Source organism: Microbacterium sp. MEC084, from assembly GCF_004514465.2.
In the GTDB taxonomy this organism is placed as follows: domain Bacteria; phylum Actinomycetota; class Actinomycetes; order Actinomycetales; family Microbacteriaceae; genus Microbacterium.
Genome location: NZ_MYFP02000005.1, coordinates 86,470 through 101,571 on the forward strand (window position 1 = coordinate 86,470; position 15,102 = coordinate 101,571).

The window sequence follows — 15,102 nt, forward strand, 5'->3', positions numbered from 1 at the left end:
GCGGGGCCGCGGATCAGGCCTGCGCGAAGGGCGCGGACTCGGGGTCAGCGTGCGCGATGCCGCCGTCGCCCGAGACCGCGATGTTCTCGGGCGAGAGCAGGAAGACCTTGCTGGTGACGCGCTCGATGCGGCCGTACAGGCCGAGCGACAGGCCGCTCGCGAAGTCGATGAGTCGGCGCGCGTCGGCGTCGCTCATCTGCGAGAGGTTGATGATGACCGGGATGCCGTCGCGGAAGTGCTCGGCGATCATCTGCGCGTCGCGGTACTGCTTGGGGTGCACCGTCACGATCTCGTTCACGGCAGCCGCCGCGGGCTGACGGACGACAGCGGGGCGGCGCAGCGGCGTGACAGGGGCCGGCTTGGCCTCGTCGTGCTGCGGCTGCTCGTGCGTGCGCTGGGGCTGCTCGGCAACGTCCTCGTATCCTTCCTCGTCGGCAAGTCCGAGGTAGACCATCGTCTTCTTGAGCGGGTTCGCCATGGCGTCCTCCGTAGTCTGCTCTGCTTTTTCGAGGCTACGCCCGGGCGGGGCGAGGGCCGGTGATTGCGGACCCGATCCGCAGGTGTGTCGCGCCGCAGGCGATCGCCTCGGCGAAGTCGGCGGTCATGCCCGCCGAGATCCAGGTGGCCTCGGGTACCACCGCGCGCACGCGCTCGGCGTATCCCGCGAGGCGCTCGAAGGCGGCCGCGGGGGCTTCGTCCAGCGGAGCCACGGCCATGACGCCCCGCAGTCGCAGCGTCTCGGCGGCGGCGACCCGCTCGGCGAGCGCCTCGAGGTCGTCGGGCGCGACGCCGCCGCGCCCCGGATCGTCCGTGAGGTTGATCTGGACGAGCACGTCGAGCGCACCCTCCCCCGGCTCGGCCGCCGCATCGAGCGCCGTGACGAGGCGCTCGCGATCCACGGAGTGCACGACGCGGGCGGCGCGGCGGATCTGCCGCGCCTTGTTGGTCTGCGCCTGGCCGATGAAGTGCCAGGTCAGCCCGGCGAGGTCCGCCGTCTCCGCGGACTTGGAGCTGAGCTCCTGCTGCCGGTTCTCGCCGACGTCCCGCGCGCCGAGGGCGTGGAGCTCGCGCACCAGCGACGCCGGATGGAACTTCGTCACCACGATCCGGGTCAGCTCGCCCGGGTCGCGGCCCGCCGCGCGCGCGGCCTCGCCGATGCGGAGATCCACATCGGCGAGGCGCGACGCGAGGTCGGTCATGAGTTACTTCAGGAAGTCCGGGATGTCGAGGTCGTCGTCGCCGAACGCCGAGTCGAAGCCCGCGTCGGGCAGCACGGGAGCCGCGGCGGCGACCGAGACGGTCTCGCGAGCGGGCTCCTCCTTCTTCTCGACCGGAGCCGGCGCGGGCGCCGACGAGCCGAACGTGGCGCCCGGCAGGGTCGGCATGGGGGCGCGCCCCGCCATCGACGGCACCTCGATGCGCGCCTGCGGCTCGCCGCCGTCGAAGCCCGCCGCGATCACCGTGACGCGCACCTCGTCGCCGAGCGTGTCGTCGATCACGGTGCCGAAGATGATGTTGGCCTCGGGGTGCGCGGCCTCCTTGACCAGCTGAGCCGCGTCGTTGATCTCGAAGATGCCGAGGTTCGAGCCGCCCTGGATCGACAGGAGCACGCCGTGCGCGCCCTCGATCGAGGCCTCGAGCAGCGGCGATTCGACCGCGAGCTCGGCCGCCTTGATGGCCCGGTCGGCGCCGCGCGCCGAGCCGATGCCCATGAGCGCCGAGCCGGCGCCCTGCATGACGGACTTGACGTCGGCGAAGTCGAGGTTGATGAGGCCCGGCGTGGTGATCAGGTCGGTGATGCCCTGCACACCGGCGAGGAGAACCTGGTCGGCGGTCGCGAACGCCTCGACCATCGAGATGCCGCGGTCGCTGATCTCGAGCAGGCGGTCGTTCGGCACGACGATGAGCGTGTCGACCTCTTCCTTCAGCGTGGCGACGCCCGCCTCCGCCTGGCTCTGGCGGCGGCGGCCCTCGAACGAGAAGGGCTTGGTCACGACGCCGATGGTCAGGGCGCCGATCGACTTCGCGATGCGCGCGACCACCGGCGCGCCGCCGGTGCCGGTGCCGCCGCCCTCGCCCGCCGTGACGAAGACCATGTCGGCGCCCGCGAGCGCCTGCTCGATCTCCTCGGCGTGGTCCTCGGCCGCGCGGCGACCCACCTCGGGGTCAGCGCCGGCACCGAGGCCGCGCGTGAGCTCGCGGCCCACGTCGAGCTTGACGTCAGCGTCGCTCATCAGCAGCGCCTGCGCGTCGGTGTTGACGGCGATGAACTCGACTCCACGGAGACCGAGCTCGATCATGCGGTTTACGGCGTTGACGCCACCGCCGCCGACGCCGACGACCTTGATCACGGCGAGGTAGTTCTGGTTCTGGCTCATGCCGGCCTCCGATTGCTGTCGAACCCTGGTCTCATCCCGGAACCTTCACCCTCTACATGAGAGTTAAAGTATTGCCCGGTATGCAATTCCTTCCATGAAGGTATGCGCGCCGCGCGCTCGAATCCGGATTGGCCGTGGGCGTGTCGCGAGTCGTGTCGCGAAATGGCGTGACGAGCCGTCTGCGCGGTTCGCGAGAGGTCAGCCGACGCTGATCGAGCCGGGCGACGAGACGTCGTAGTAGGAGTAGCCGTCGGGCGCGGCGAGCAGCGCGATGGCCTTCTTGACGGAGTCGTCCGCGCTCCCCCACAGCACCTCGGTGCCGTCGTGCAGGATGAGCGTGACGTCGTCCGGCGTCGTCGCGCGCGCCTCCGCGACGAGCCCGTGCACGTCATCCGGCAGGGTGCGCAGCACCTGGCCGATCGCCTCGAAGGCGGGCGACGCGAGCCCGCCGCGGGCGTCGATCAGCGGCTGATCCTCGGGCCGCGCGCCGCCCGAGGCGAGCACCACCCCGGCCGCGTCGACGGTCGTGAAGCCGGCGTCCGAGCGCACGACGCCGATCGGCGTGCGCTCCCGGATCCGCACGATCAGATCGTGCGGCGGTCGGGCCTCGAGCGTGTAGGTCTCGATCAGAGGGAACGTCACGAGCGCCGCCTTGACCTCGGCGTGGTCCACGAGCGGGAGCGGCCGGCCGACCTGATCGGCCAGCGCCTCCTGCAGAGCGGCCTGGTCGATCGCGACGGCACCCTCGATCGTGATCCGCTGCACCGCGAACAGTGGGCTGTAGGCGGCGCCGACGCTCCCGATCACGAGCAGCAGCAGCGCCGACAGCGACGCGATCCAGATCATCCGGCGGCGGCGCGAGCGCGCCGTGAAGCGCCGGATCTCGGAGCGCAGCGCACGGCGGCGCGCGCGGGTCGCGCGCCAGACGTCGCGCCATCCGGTCGGCTGCGCCCCGGCCTCCTCGGCCCGCGGCTCGGGGGCGTCCGGCTCGTTCGGCACATCCTGCGGCGGCGGCGCGTCGCCCTCCTCGGCCCGGCGCCGGCGGAACGGCAGCACGGGCGCGCGACGACGCGGCTCGTCGTCGAGGGCGACGAGGCCCTCGGGATCGGCGTGCGGATCCCGCGCGTCCCGCCGCTCGGGCGGGGGCAGCGGGCCGGGGCGCCTCATGCTCCCGCGTTCTCGCTTCCGCGCAGCGACTCCAGCACCTGCGGGATGATCTGGTAGACGTTGCCGCAGCCGAGCGTGATGACGTAGTCGCCCTCGCGCGCGACGGAGGCGGTGTAGTCGGCCGCCTCCTGCCAGTCGGCGACGAAGTGCACGCGCTCGGGGTCCTCGAACTTCGAGCTGACGAGCTCGCCCGTGACGCCCGGGATGGGATCCTCGCGCGCGCCGTACACGTCGAGCACGACCGTGTGGTCGGCCAGCTCCTCGAGCACATGCGCGAACTCACCCGCCATGAGCTGGGTGCGCGAGTAGGTGTGCGGCTGGTGCACCGCGATGATGCGCCCGTCGCCGACCACGGTCCGCGCGGCGCTCAGGGCGGCGGCGACCTCGGTCGGGTGGTGCGCGTAGTCGTCGTAGACGCGCACGCCGCGCTCGGCTCCGTGCAGCTCGAAGCGGCGGACCGTGCCGGCGAACCCGGCGGTGACCGCCTCGAGGGCGGCGTCGAGCTCGTGGCCGAGCGCGATCAGCACGGCGACGGCTCCGGCGGCGTTGATCGCGTTGTGTGCGCCGGGCACCGCGAGGCGCCCCGTGGCGCTGCGTCCGCCGTGCGTGAGGGTGAACGCGACGGGCCCCTCGGTGACGATGTCGGTGATCCGGACGTCGGCGTCCTGGGCCTGCCCGAACGTGATGACGTTGCGGTGGCTCAGCCCCGAGCGCACGCGCTGGGCGCCCGCGTCGTCCGACGAGATCACGACGGCCTCGCGCGCCGCGTCGGCGAAGCGCACGAACGCCGCATCGAACGCGTCGTGCGAGCCGTAGTGGTCGAGGTGGTCGGCGTCGACGTTCGTGATCAGCACGATCGACGTGTCGTACAGCAGGAACGAGCCGTCGGACTCGTCGGCCTCGATCACGAACAGCTCATCCGATCCGGAGTCGCTCGAGACGCCGAGCCCCGCGATCACGCCGCCGTTGACGAAGCTCGGATCGGCGCCGAGGCCGCGCAGGCCCGTCACGATCATGCCGGTCGACGTGGTCTTGCCGTGAGCGCCCGCGACGGCGACCAGGCGGCGCCCGCCGATCAGCCAGTGCAGGGCCTGCGAGCGGTGGATGATCGGCAGCCCGCGCTCCTTGGCGAGCAGGTACTCGGGGTTCTCGGGCCAGATCGCGCCCGTGAAGATCACCGTGTCGGCGTCGCCGAGGTTCGCCGCGTCGTGGCCGACGTGCACGGTGGCGCCCAGCGCCTCGAGGTCGCGCAGGTTCTGGCTGTCGGAGCGGTCGGAGCCGGAGACCTTCACGCCGCGCGCGAGGAACATGCGGGCCAGGCCCGACATGCCGGAACCGCCGATCCCGATGAAGTGGGCGGCGCCGATGTGCTCGGGGATCGGGGTGCTGAGGTCGGGTCTGATCATGGCCCCTCGAGTCTAAGTCGGCGCGGCCCTGCCCCGGTCCCGGCGCGCGGCGCTCCGTCTCTCCAAGGGTGCAGCTTGCAGCCTGGGCGCGGGATCGGATCAACCGATGTGCGAGCGAAGCGAGCGTGCCCCGGATGGGGCCACCAGGCGCGAAGCGCCGGACCGCTGGAGCGAAGCGGAAGCGGTGTCGCCCGCGGAGTGGCCCGCCAGGGCCCGACGCGTGCGACGCTAAAGAACTCTGTCGATCATCGCGATGACGTTCTCGGTGCCGTGACGCGTGCCGGCGGTCTCGGCCGCGGCGGCCATGGCGGCCAGCCGCTCCTCGTCGCCGAGGAGCGGCACGATCTCGGAGCGCACCCGGTCGGCGGTGAACTGGGCGTCCTCGATCAGGATGGCGGCCCCGGCCGCGAGCGACGCGCTCGCGTTGAGCCGCTGCTCGCCGTTGCCGACCGCGTACGGCACGTACACCGCGGGGATGCCGAGCGCGGCGATCTCGCTCACGGTCGACGCGCCGGAGCGCGACACAACGAGGTCCGCCAGGGCGAACGCCAGGTCCATCCGGTCCACGTAGCGGCGCAGCGCGTAGCCCTCGGCCTGCGGGTCGGGCAGGTCCGACCGCTCCCCCGTGATGTGCAGCAGCTGCCATCCGGTGTTGAGGATGTCGCGCCACGACTCGGCGAGGGCCGTGTTGATCCGCAGCGCCCCGAGTGAGCCGCCGAACGCCAGGAGGGTCTTCTTGTCGGGGTCGAGCCCGAAGTGCTCCGCGGCCTCCGCGCGGAGCGCCGCGCGGTCGAGCCCGACGATCTCCGGGCGCAGCGGCATCCCGACGACCTCGGCGCGGCGCAGGGGCGTGCCGGCGAACGCCACGCCCACGCCGGCGGCGCGGCGCGCGCCGAGCACGTTGGCCAGGCCGGGGCGGGCGTTCGCCTCATGCACCACGAAGGGCACGCGCTCGCGGCGCGCGGCGACGTAGGCGGGTGCCGCCGCGTAGCCTCCGAAGCCGACAACCACGTCGACGCCCCGATCCCGGATGTACCCGCGCACCCGACCGACGGCCCGCTGGAAGCGCACCGGGAAGGCCGCCGCGTCCGAGTTCGGGCGGCGCGGGAACGGCACCTTCTCGACGATCAGCAGCTCGTATCCGCGCTCGGGCACCAGGCGCGCCTCGAGCCCCTCGCGCGTGCCGAGCACGAGCACCTCCGCCTCGGGATCGCGGCGGCGCAGACCGTCCGCGACGGCGAGCAGGGGGTTCACGTGGCCGGCGGTGCCGCCGCCGGCGAGCAGGTAGGTCGTCACCTCTTCAGTCTCGCAGGCCGCGCGGAGCGCCCCGTTCCGGCCACCCGCTCGGAGCCCGCTCCCCGGCCCGTGCCCGCGCCCCGCGCCGCGGCGCGCGCGGCGCCGCCCGGCGCGGCGACGTGCGGCGCCGGAAGGGTGCGCGCGAACGCGAGGAGCACGCCGCACGCCGCGAGCACCGCGACGAGCGAGCTGCCGCCCGCCGACATGAACGGCAGCGGGACGCCGAGCACCGGGAACACGCGCAGCACGACGCCGATGTTGATGAGCGCCTGCCCCAGGATCCACACCGTGATGCCGCCCGCCGCGATCTTGACGAACGGGTCGTCGCTGTTGCGGATGATCCGGAAGGCGCCGACCGCGAAGGTCGCGAACAGGGCCAGCACCACCACGCAGCCGATCAGGCCGAGCTCCTCGCCCACGATCGCGAAGATGTAGTCGTCGCCGATCGCCGGCAGCCAGCTGTACTTCTCGACCGAGTTGCCGAGGCCGACGCCGAAGACGCCGCCGCTCGCGAGGCCCCAGATGCCGTGCAGCGGCTGGTAGCAGTCGTCGAGGTAGTCGCAGTTCGGGTCGAGGAAGCTCATGATCCGGGCCATGCGGTTGGGGCTCGTCACGGCGAGCGCCGTCACCGCGACCACGCCGAGCAGCACGGGGAGCGCGAAGATGCGCAGCCGCACGCCGGAGAAGAACAGGCACGCCAGCACGATCAGGACGAGCACCATCGACGTGCCGAGGTCGCGCCCCGCGAGCACCGTCCCGATCGCCAGCAGTGCGACCGGCACGAGCGGGATGAAGACGTGCTGCCACTTCGTGAGCAGCGTCCGCTTGCGGTAGAGGATCATGGCGGCCCACAGCGCCAGCGCGAGCTTGAGGAGCTCGGACGGCTGGACCGAGAACCCCGCGATGTCGAGCCAGTTGCGGTTGCCGTAGACCTCGACGCCGAGCGGCGTGAAGACCAGCAGCTGCACCGCGATCGCCACGCCGAGCGCGATCCACGCGATCCGGCGGAAGAACAGCACGGGCAGCCGGCTGACCACGAACATCGCCGCGATCCCGAGCATCGCGAATGCCCCCTGCTGCAGGCCGTCGTTGTAGGGGCTCTGGCCCGCACTCAGGGACGTTGCCGTCGTGGCCGACGTGACCATCACGACTCCGAAGCCGGTCAGCAGCAGCGCGGTCGACACCACCAGCAGGAACTCCAGCGGCACCGGCGCGAAGACGCGGCCCAGCGTGACGCGCGCGGTCAGCGCGCCCGAGCGGTCGGGGTCAGGCGTCGCCGGGGGTCGCGTCGTCGTCGTGCTGCTCACGCTGCGCTCCCCCTTCGATCCAATCCCTCACCGCGGCCGCGAAACGGGCCCCGCGGTCGTCGTAGCCGGTGAACTGGTCGAACGACGCGGCGGCCGGTGCCAGCAGCACCACGTCGCCCTCGCCCGCCACCCGCGCCGCCAGCTCGACGGCCCGCGCCATGACGTTCTCAGTCTCGGTGTGGTCGACCTCGAACACGGGCACCGCGGGCGCGTGTCGCGCGAACGCCGCGAGCACCTCCGAGCGCTCGACGCCGATCACGATCGCGGCCCGGGCTCCGGCTCCCCGCTGGGCCACGAGCTCGCCGATGTCGACGCCCTTGAGCTGCCCGCCGACGATCCACACGGCGCCGGGATACGCGGCGAGCGACGAGGCGGCCGCGTGCGGGTTGGTGGCCTTGGAGTCGTCGACCCAGGTCACGCCGCCGTCGCGTCCGACCACCTCGATGCGGTGCGGATCCAGGCGGAAGCCCTCGAGCGCCGACCGGATGGCCGCGGGCTCGACGTCGAGCGAGCGCGCGAGCGCCGACGCGGCCAGGATGTTCGCCACGATGTGCGGCGCCGACAGGCCCCGCTCGGCGAGCGCCTCGACCGTGGTGAGCTCGAGGGCCGACGTGCGCCGCTCCTCGAGGAACGCGCGGTCGACCAGGATGCCCTCGATCACGCCGAGCTCGCTCGGGCCGGGCACGCCGAGGTCGAAGCCGATCGCTCGAGCGCCCTCGACGACGTCGGCGTCCTCCACCATCCGCAGCGTGGCGTCGTCGGCCTTGTTGTACACGGCCGCGATCTGCGCGTGCCGGTAGACGACGGCCTTGGCGTCGCGGTAGGCGTCGAACGAGCCGTGCCAGAGCAGGTGGTCGTCGGCCAGGTTCAGGCACACGGCCGCGTGCGGCGACGGCGAACCGGCGTCGTCGTTCAGCCCGAGGTACCAGAGCTGGTGGCTGGAGAGCTCGACGACGAGCACGTCGAAACCGGCCGGGTCGCGCACGGCGTCGAGGATCGGGACGCCGATGTTGCCGCAGGGCGCGGCGCGCAGCCCGCCCTCGACCAGCATCGTGGCGGTCAGACGCGTCGTGGTGGTCTTGCCGTTCGTTCCGGTGATGAACACCCAGTCGGCGGGCGTGCCGTCGGCGCGCACGACCTTGTCGCGCACGCGCCACGCGAGCTCGATGTCGCCCCAGAGCGGCACCCCGGTCTCGCGCGCCCACGCCACGACCGGGTGCGACGGCGGGAAGCCGGGCGAGGCGACGACGACCTCGGGGGCGAAGTCGACCAGCTCCGCAGGCACCTCGGACAGGTCCCCCTGCCACAGCCGTGCGCCGACGACGGGCACCAGTCGCGCGTACTCCTCCGCGGCGGTCTCCGTCACGACGAGCACGTCCGCGCCGAGCTCGGCGAGCGTGTCCGCGACCGAGAAGCCCGTCGACGCGAGGCCCAGCACGGCGACGCGCAGGCCCTTCCAGTCCGCGTTCCAGCTGGTGAGCGACGCGAGGCGATCCGAAGAGGTCATGTGCGAGAGAGCCATTCGACGTAGAACAGGCCGATGCCGCTCACGGCGAGCAGGCCCGCGATGATCCAGAACCGGGCGACGATCGTGACCTCAGGCCAGCCGCGCATCTCGAAGTGGTGGTGGATCGGGCTCATCAGGAACAAGCGCTTGCCGCGCGTGGCCTTGAAGTACAGGCGCTGCAGGATGACCGAGCCCGACGAGATGACGAACAGGCCGGCGATCAGCAGCCCCAGCAGCTCGGTGCGGGTCAGGACCGCCATCGCGGTCACGACACCGCCGATCGCCATCGAGCCCACGTCGCCCATGAACACCTGCGCCTTGGGCGCGTTCCACCACAGGAAGCCGACCAGCCCGCCCACGAGCGCGGCGGACACGATCGCGAGGTCCAGCGGATCGCGCGTGCTGTAGCAGGCGGGCATCAGGTCCGGCTCGAGGATCAGGCGCGTGCAGGCCTGGTTGAACTGCCAGAAGGCGATGAGGCTGTACGCGCCGACCACGAAGACGCCGGCGCCCGCCGCGAGGCCGTCCAGGCCGTCGGTCAGGTTGACGCTGTTGGAGAAGCCCGTGCCGAGCAGCGACAGCCACGCCAGGTACAGCAGCCAGCCCAGGATGGGTCCGAGCGCCATGAACGACAGGACGGGGATGTCGCGGAAGAACGAGATGAACCCGGAGCCGGGCGTCTGGCCGAACGAGTTCGGGAAGTTGAGCGCGGCGATCGCGAACGGGACGATCGCGAAGACCTGGCCGGCGATCTTGCGCCAGCCGCTGAGCCCGTCGTAGTGGTTCTGCTTGACCTTCAGGTAGTCGTCGATGAACCCGACGGCGCCGAACGACACCATGAGCCAGATCACGAGCGAGCCGGAGGGCGTCGGCGGGTTGCCGCCCGCGAAGCATCCGATCAGATAGCCGAGCACGGTGCCGACGATGAAGATCGTGCCGCCCATGGTGGGCGTGCCGCGCTTGACCTCGTGGTCGGGGGCGAGCATCTTCGCGCTCGCGACGCGGATCGGCTGGGCCCAGCCCCACTGGCGGAACAGCCGCAGGAAGACCGGGGTGAGGAAGAGCGAGAACGCCAGGGAGATCGCCGCCGCCGTCAGGAGTGATCTCACGAGAACGATTCTCCCAGACGATCGCCGAGGAGCCGGAGCCCCGCGGAGTTGGAGGACTTCACGAGCACGCGGTCGCCGTCGCGCAGCTCTCCGCGGAGGTACTCGTACGCGGCGTCCGCGTCCTCGAAGAACACGGCCTCATCGCTCCACGAGCCCTCGGCGACGGCCGCGAGGTAGAGGCTGCGCGCCTCCTGCCCGACCACGACGATGCGCGGGATGCGCAGCCGCACGGCGAGCAGGCCGATCTTGGCGTGCTCCTCGTGGGCGTACTCGCCGAGTTCGCTCATGGCGCCCAGGACGGCGACCATCCGCTCGTCCGGGCCGGTGATCTGCGCGAGCGTGCGCAGGGCGGCCGCCATGGAGTCCGGGCTGGCGTTGTAGGCGTCGTTGATGATGCGCACACGGTCGCCGCCCATGACCTGCATGCGCCAGCGCTCCGCGAGCTCGACCGTGCCGATCCGCTCGACGGCCGCCTCGGGCGCCACGCCCATCGCGACGGCCGCCGTGATGGCCGCCAGCGCGTTCTTGACGTGGTGCGCGCCGAGCACGCGGAGGTGGAGCGGGAACGAGCGGCCGTCGACCGTGATCGTCGCGTGCGTGCCGTCGGCCGTCACCTTCAGGTCGGACGCGCGCACGTCGGCGGTCTCGGCCTCGCCGAACCACCGGATCCCGAGCCCGCGCTCCTCGGCGATGGAGGACATGCCGGCCACGCGGGGGTCGTCGGCGTTCAGGACGGCGGTGCCGCCGTCGCGGACGGCCGAGACGAGCTCGGACTTCGCGCGCACGGTCGCCTCGATGCCGCCGAAGCCGCCGGCATGCGCCATGCCGACCATGAGCACGACGCCCACGTCGGGCGTGACGAGGCCCGCGAGCCGCGCGATCTGGCCCTTGTCGTCCGCGCCGAACTCGCACACCAGGTACCGGGTGTCCTCGGTGACGCGGAGCATCGTGAGCGGCGCGCCCACCGCGTTGTTGTACGACCCGACCGGCGCGACGGTCTCGCCCTCGGGGCGCAGCACGGTCGCGAGCATGTTCTTGGTGGTCGTCTTGCCGTTGGATCCGGTGATGCCGACGATCCGCAGGTCCCCGCGGGCGCGCACGCGCCCGACGACCTCGCGCGCGAGCGCGGCGATGGCCGCGACGACGTCGGGCACGACGATCTGGGTCACGGGCTCGTCGACGACGCGCTCCACGAGCGCCAGCACGGCGCCCTTCTCGATGGCCGCGCCGACGAACAGGTGGCCGTCGGTCGTCTCGCCGGGCTTGGCGACGAAGACGCCCCCGGGCGCCATGGCGCGCGAGTCGGTGTCGACCGCGCCGGAGACGACCGTCTCGGCGGTGTCGGCGCCGTGCAGGCGCAGCTCTCCGTCGACCGCGGCGGCGATCTCCGACAGGGACAGGGCGATCATGCGGTCACTACCTCCGTGAGGCGCTCATGCCCTGCGGGGAGCGGGGCGCGCATCACTTGAACTTGGGGAGCTTGGTCTCGGGCTCGGAGGCCCCCGGCAGGACGCGCTGGTCCTTCAGGACGTACTCCATGGCCTTCTGCAGGGCGGGCGCCGTGGCCGCAGAAGAGGTTACCCGCTTCGGTTCGTCGAGCGTAATCATGACCACGTACTGGGGGTCTTCGGCGGGCGCGAAGCCCACGATGCTCGTGAAGTAGATGCCCGACTTGTAGCGCCCGTTGCCGTCGGTCTTCTGGGCCGTTCCGGTCTTGGCGGCGATGCTGTAGCCCGGCACCTTGATCTGCTCGGCCACGGGGCCCTGGAAGCCGACGTTCTCGAGCATCAGGCGCACGTCCTCGGCCGTGTCCTCGCTCAGGATGCGCTCCGGCTCGCCGGGGTCCATCGTGGTCAACTCGCCGTCGGGCGAGGTGCACGACTCGATGAGGCTGAGCGGCACGCGGACGCCGCCGTTCGCGATGGTCTGGTACGCGCTGACGACCTGCGGGATGGTCGCCGTGAAGGCCTGTCCGAACGTCGTGGCGTAGTGCGTCTGGTTGTCCCACTCGGACGCCGGGCGGATCCAGCCGTTCTCCTCGCCGGGGAAGCCCACGACGGCGCCCCCGCCGATGCCGAACCGCTTGAGCCACTCGTAGCGCTTCTCGTCGGGAAGCAGCTCGCCGAACTTCGACAGGGCGACGTTCGACGAGTCGATCAGCGCGCCGGCGAGCGTGTAGGTGTAGGTCGGGTGCTGGAACGAGTCCCCGACGCGCGCGCCGTTGGGGAACTGCTCCCAGCCGGCGGCCGTGGTGGTGCTCAGGGGCGTCGCGACGCCCTCCTCGAGCAGCATCGCGGCAGTGATCGGCTTGAAGGTCGATCCCGGCTCGAAGACGGTGCCGAAGATCAGTGAGCCGCGGTACGTGGGGTCGGACGCCAGCACATCGTTGGGGTCCATGGAGGGGTACTGCGCGGCCGCGCGGATCTGGCCGGTCTGCACGTCGACGACCGTCACGGTGCCCGCGACGGCGCGCTGGTTCTGCGTCTCCTCGGCGATCATCTGCTCCATGTACCACTGCAGATCCGAGTCGAGCGTGAGCTGCACCTGCCCGCCGTCGACCGCGGGCGTCACCTGCTCGGAGCCCGGGATGCGGATGCCGTCGGCCCCGCCCTTCGCGAACGTGACCTCGCCGTCCTTGGCCTCGAGGCACGAGTCCTGCGCGAGCTCGATGCCGGCGAGCGGGTCGCCGTCGTTGGACTCGAAGCCGATGAGGTTCCCCGCCACCGCGCCGTTGGGGTAGGTCCGCGACGGCTTGGGGTCGTACACCAGGTACGGCAGCTCGAGCTCGCGGAGCGCCTGGTACTGCGCGGTCGACAGGTTCTTCGCGAGCTGCGCCCAGCGTGCGTCCGGATCTGCCTCGAGCGTGTCGGCGACGATCCGCTTGATCTCGTCGGCCGACGTGCCGGAGACCTGCGCGATGAGGTCCGCCTGCTCGTCCCACGTCTGCGTGTACTCCGTGCCGTCCTCGCGCGTGCGCTCGATGTCGCCCACGAGGGCGGGGTCGATCGCGAGGTCGTACCGCATGGTGCTGCTGGCCAGCACGACGCCGTCCGCGTCGACGATCGTGCCGCGGGTGCCCCACAGCTTCTCGCTGCCGGTCATGTTGCCGGTGCGCTGCGAGTCCGCGATGTGGTCGTCGGCGTGCACGACCTGGATGTCGATCAGCCGCACGACGAAGCCCGCCAGCACGATCAGGACCAGAGCCGCGGCGACCATCGTGCGACGGCGGGCCGAGCGCTTGGCGATCGGATTCATCGGGCTCCCCTGCTGTGCGGCGCGGTGGGTCTGGGTGGATCGTATGGTCAGCGGGTGGTCGGGCTCGGGAGACCCTCCGTGAGGGGAGGCGGAAGCTCCGCTGCGGCCTTCTCGGCTGCGGCCTTCTCGGTCTCGGCCTTCTGAGCGCCCTGGTCGGCGGCCGCCGCCTTCTTCCCGGCCTCCGCCGAACCCCCGGCGACGGGCGTCGCGACCGGCTTGCGCTCGAGCAGGGCGTTGCCGACCGCGGCGCGCTTGCCGGCATCCACGGTCGAGACGGTGCCCGCGGCCTCGCCCTCGCCCACGATCGCGCCGTCGCTCAGCCGCAGGTAGCTGGGCGAGGCGTCGATCACCATGCCGAGCGACGCGGCCTTGGACGCGAGGTGCTGCGGCGAGCTCAGGCCCGCGACCTCGTCGCGCAGCTCCTGGGCCTGCAGCGTCGCCGTGCGGCGCTCCTGGTTCAGCGCCGCGAGCTCGTACGTCGACTGGGTCGTGAGCACGGACAGTCCCATCTGGGCGACCGCGATCGCCACGGCGCCGCCGAACGCGACGACCGCGTACCCCAGCTTGGGGCGGCGGCGCGGCGCGGGCGCCGGAACGGCGTGGAGCCGGCGGCCGGGCGCGCGCTCGGGGGCCGGACGGGGCTGCGGTGCCGCCGCGCGCAGCACGGCGGCCGTGTTCGCGGCGCTCATGCCGCCTCCCTCACTCGTTCGATGGCGCGCAGCCGCACGGGCTTGGCGCGGGGGTTGCGGGCCGCCTCCTCGTCGCCGGCGAGCTCGGCGCCCTTGACGATCAGCCGGAACTGCGGCGCGTGCTCCGGCAGCTCCATGGGCAGGCCCTTCGGCGCGGTCGACGCGGTCGCCTCCGCGAACAGCCGCTTCACGAAGCGGTCCTCGAGCGACTGGTACGACAGCACCACGAGACGCCCGCCGACCGACAGCGTCCGCAGCGCCGCCGGGATGGCGCGCTCGAGCGCGGCGAGCTCGCCGTTCACCTCGATGCGCAGCGCCTGGAACACGCGCTTGGCCGGGTGCCCGGCGTTCTTCAGAGCCGCCGGAGTGGCGGCCTGCAGGATGTCCACCAGCCGGCCCGAGCGCACGATGGGCGCCTCCTGCCGCGCGGAGATGATCGCGCGCGCGTAGCGCCCGGCGAGCTTCTCCTCGCCGTAGCGCTCGAAGATCCGCCGCAGGTCGCCCTCGCCGTACGTCGCGAGCACATCGGCGGCGGTGATGCCCTGGGTCGGGTCCATCCGCATGTCGAGCGGGGCGTCCTGCGCGTACGCGAAGCCGCGGTCCGCCTCGTCCAGCTGCAGGGAGGACACGCCCAGGTCGTACAGGATGCCGTCGGCGTGGTCGTACCCGGCCGACGCGAGAGCATCGGCGATGCCGTCGTAGACGGTGTGGACGAGCGTGATCCGGTCGGCGAAGGGCGCGAGCCGCTCGCCCGCGATGCGCAGCGCGGCCGGGTCGCGGTCGAGGCCGACCTGCCGGATGTGCGGGAAGCGCTCCAGGAACGCCTCGGAGTGCCCGCCCATGCCGAGCGTGCCGTCGACGTAGACCGCGCCGTCGCGCTGGAGCGCGGGGCCGAGCAGCTCGACGCAGCGCTCGAGCATGACGGGGATGTGGATGTCGCGGAGGTTCATGATGCGTCGGGGCTGGTGTCGATCCGAGGGGCTCCCCC

General features: G+C 72.3%; 13 protein-coding genes. All 13 read right to left on the reverse strand.

Features of this window, described 5'->3' with window-relative positions; all coding sequences use genetic code 11:
- Nucleotides 1-13: 13 nt before the first annotated feature.
- Nucleotides 14-478 (reverse strand): cell division protein SepF, encoded by a 465-nt coding sequence (locus B5M43_RS07110; RefSeq protein WP_055991756.1) that lies wholly within the window; start codon nucleotides 476-478, stop codon nucleotides 14-16.
- A gap of 34 nt (nucleotides 479-512) precedes the next feature.
- Nucleotides 513-1,199, reverse strand: a complete 687-nt coding sequence (locus B5M43_RS07115) for a YggS family pyridoxal phosphate-dependent enzyme (RefSeq protein WP_134747180.1) — start codon at nucleotides 1,197-1,199, stop codon at nucleotides 513-515.
- Between the two features lie 3 nt (nucleotides 1,200-1,202).
- On the reverse strand, nucleotides 1,203-2,378 hold the full coding sequence (ftsZ, locus tag B5M43_RS07120) for a cell division protein FtsZ (RefSeq protein ID WP_134747178.1): 1,176 nt from the start codon (nucleotides 2,376-2,378) through the stop codon (nucleotides 1,203-1,205).
- Nucleotides 2,379-2,576: 198 nt separating this feature from the next.
- Nucleotides 2,577-3,545, reverse strand: a complete 969-nt coding sequence (locus B5M43_RS07125; RefSeq protein WP_230667763.1) for an FtsQ-type POTRA domain-containing protein — start codon at nucleotides 3,543-3,545, stop codon at nucleotides 2,577-2,579.
- Entirely contained in the window at nucleotides 3,542-4,951 is a 1,410-nt protein-coding gene (gene murC / locus B5M43_RS07130; protein ID WP_134745672.1) for a UDP-N-acetylmuramate--L-alanine ligase, read from the reverse strand. The genes B5M43_RS07125 and murC overlap by 4 nt, the downstream gene beginning before the upstream one ends.
- A 228-nt stretch (nucleotides 4,952-5,179) precedes the next feature.
- A complete protein-coding gene (locus B5M43_RS07135) occupies nucleotides 5,180-6,247 on the reverse strand; it encodes a glycosyltransferase (RefSeq protein WP_055991740.1) in 1,068 nt (355 codons plus the stop codon).
- Nucleotides 6,244-7,554, reverse strand: coding sequence for a putative lipid II flippase FtsW (gene ftsW / locus B5M43_RS07140; protein WP_082543118.1), 1,311 nt, complete (start codon nucleotides 7,552-7,554; stop codon nucleotides 6,244-6,246). The genes B5M43_RS07135 and ftsW overlap by 4 nt, the downstream gene beginning before the upstream one ends.
- A complete protein-coding gene (murD, locus tag B5M43_RS07145) occupies nucleotides 7,514-9,061 on the reverse strand; it encodes a UDP-N-acetylmuramoyl-L-alanine--D-glutamate ligase (protein ID WP_134745671.1) in 1,548 nt (515 codons plus the stop codon). The genes ftsW and murD overlap by 41 nt, the downstream gene beginning before the upstream one ends.
- A complete protein-coding gene (mraY, locus tag B5M43_RS07150) occupies nucleotides 9,058-10,170 on the reverse strand; it encodes a phospho-N-acetylmuramoyl-pentapeptide-transferase (protein ID WP_134745670.1) in 1,113 nt (370 codons plus the stop codon). The genes murD and mraY overlap by 4 nt, the downstream gene beginning before the upstream one ends.
- A complete protein-coding gene (gene murF, locus B5M43_RS07155; RefSeq protein ID WP_134745669.1) occupies nucleotides 10,167-11,579 on the reverse strand; it encodes a UDP-N-acetylmuramoyl-tripeptide--D-alanyl-D-alanine ligase in 1,413 nt (470 codons plus the stop codon). Before murF ends, mraY begins: the two co-directional genes overlap by 4 nt.
- Before the next feature lie 52 nt (nucleotides 11,580-11,631).
- Nucleotides 11,632-13,425, reverse strand: coding sequence for a penicillin-binding protein 2 (locus tag B5M43_RS07160; protein WP_134745668.1), 1,794 nt, complete (start codon nucleotides 13,423-13,425; stop codon nucleotides 11,632-11,634).
- A 47-nt stretch (nucleotides 13,426-13,472) separates the two neighbouring features.
- Nucleotides 13,473-14,114 (reverse strand): hypothetical protein, encoded by a 642-nt coding sequence (locus B5M43_RS07165; protein WP_134745667.1) that lies wholly within the window; start codon nucleotides 14,112-14,114, stop codon nucleotides 13,473-13,475.
- On the reverse strand, nucleotides 14,111-15,064 hold the full coding sequence (gene rsmH, locus B5M43_RS07170) for a 16S rRNA (cytosine(1402)-N(4))-methyltransferase RsmH (protein WP_055991722.1): 954 nt from the start codon (nucleotides 15,062-15,064) through the stop codon (nucleotides 14,111-14,113). The genes B5M43_RS07165 and rsmH overlap by 4 nt, the downstream gene beginning before the upstream one ends.
- Between the last annotated feature and the right edge of the window lie 38 nt (nucleotides 15,065-15,102).

Excerpts from the sequence above, each read along its gene's own strand:
- B5M43_RS07110 (WP_055991756.1), bottom strand. The coding sequence starts at position 478 with ATGGCGAACCCGCTCAAGAAGACGATGGTCTACCTCGGACTTGCCGAC.
- B5M43_RS07115 (WP_134747180.1), bottom strand. The coding sequence starts at position 1,199 with ATGACCGACCTCGCGTCGCGCCTCGCCGATGTGGATCTCCGCATCGGC.
- ftsZ (WP_134747178.1), bottom strand. The coding sequence starts at position 2,378 with ATGAGCCAGAACCAGAACTACCTCGCCGTGATCAAGGTCGTCGGCGTC.
- B5M43_RS07125 (WP_230667763.1), bottom strand. The coding sequence starts at position 3,545 with ATGAGGCGCCCCGGCCCGCTGCCCCCGCCCGAGCGGCGGGACGCGCGG.
- murC (WP_134745672.1), bottom strand. The coding sequence starts at position 4,951 with ATGATCAGACCCGACCTCAGCACCCCGATCCCCGAGCACATCGGCGCC.
- murD (WP_134745671.1), bottom strand. The coding sequence starts at position 9,061 with ATGACCTCTTCGGATCGCCTCGCGTCGCTCACCAGCTGGAACGCGGAC.
- murF (WP_134745669.1), bottom strand. The coding sequence starts at position 11,579 with ATGATCGCCCTGTCCCTGTCGGAGATCGCCGCCGCGGTCGACGGAGAG.
- B5M43_RS07160 (WP_134745668.1), bottom strand. The coding sequence starts at position 13,425 with ATGAATCCGATCGCCAAGCGCTCGGCCCGCCGTCGCACGATGGTCGCC.
- B5M43_RS07165 (WP_134745667.1), bottom strand. The coding sequence starts at position 14,114 with ATGAGCGCCGCGAACACGGCCGCCGTGCTGCGCGCGGCGGCACCGCAG.
- rsmH (WP_055991722.1), bottom strand. The coding sequence starts at position 15,064 with ATGAACCTCCGCGACATCCACATCCCCGTCATGCTCGAGCGCTGCGTC.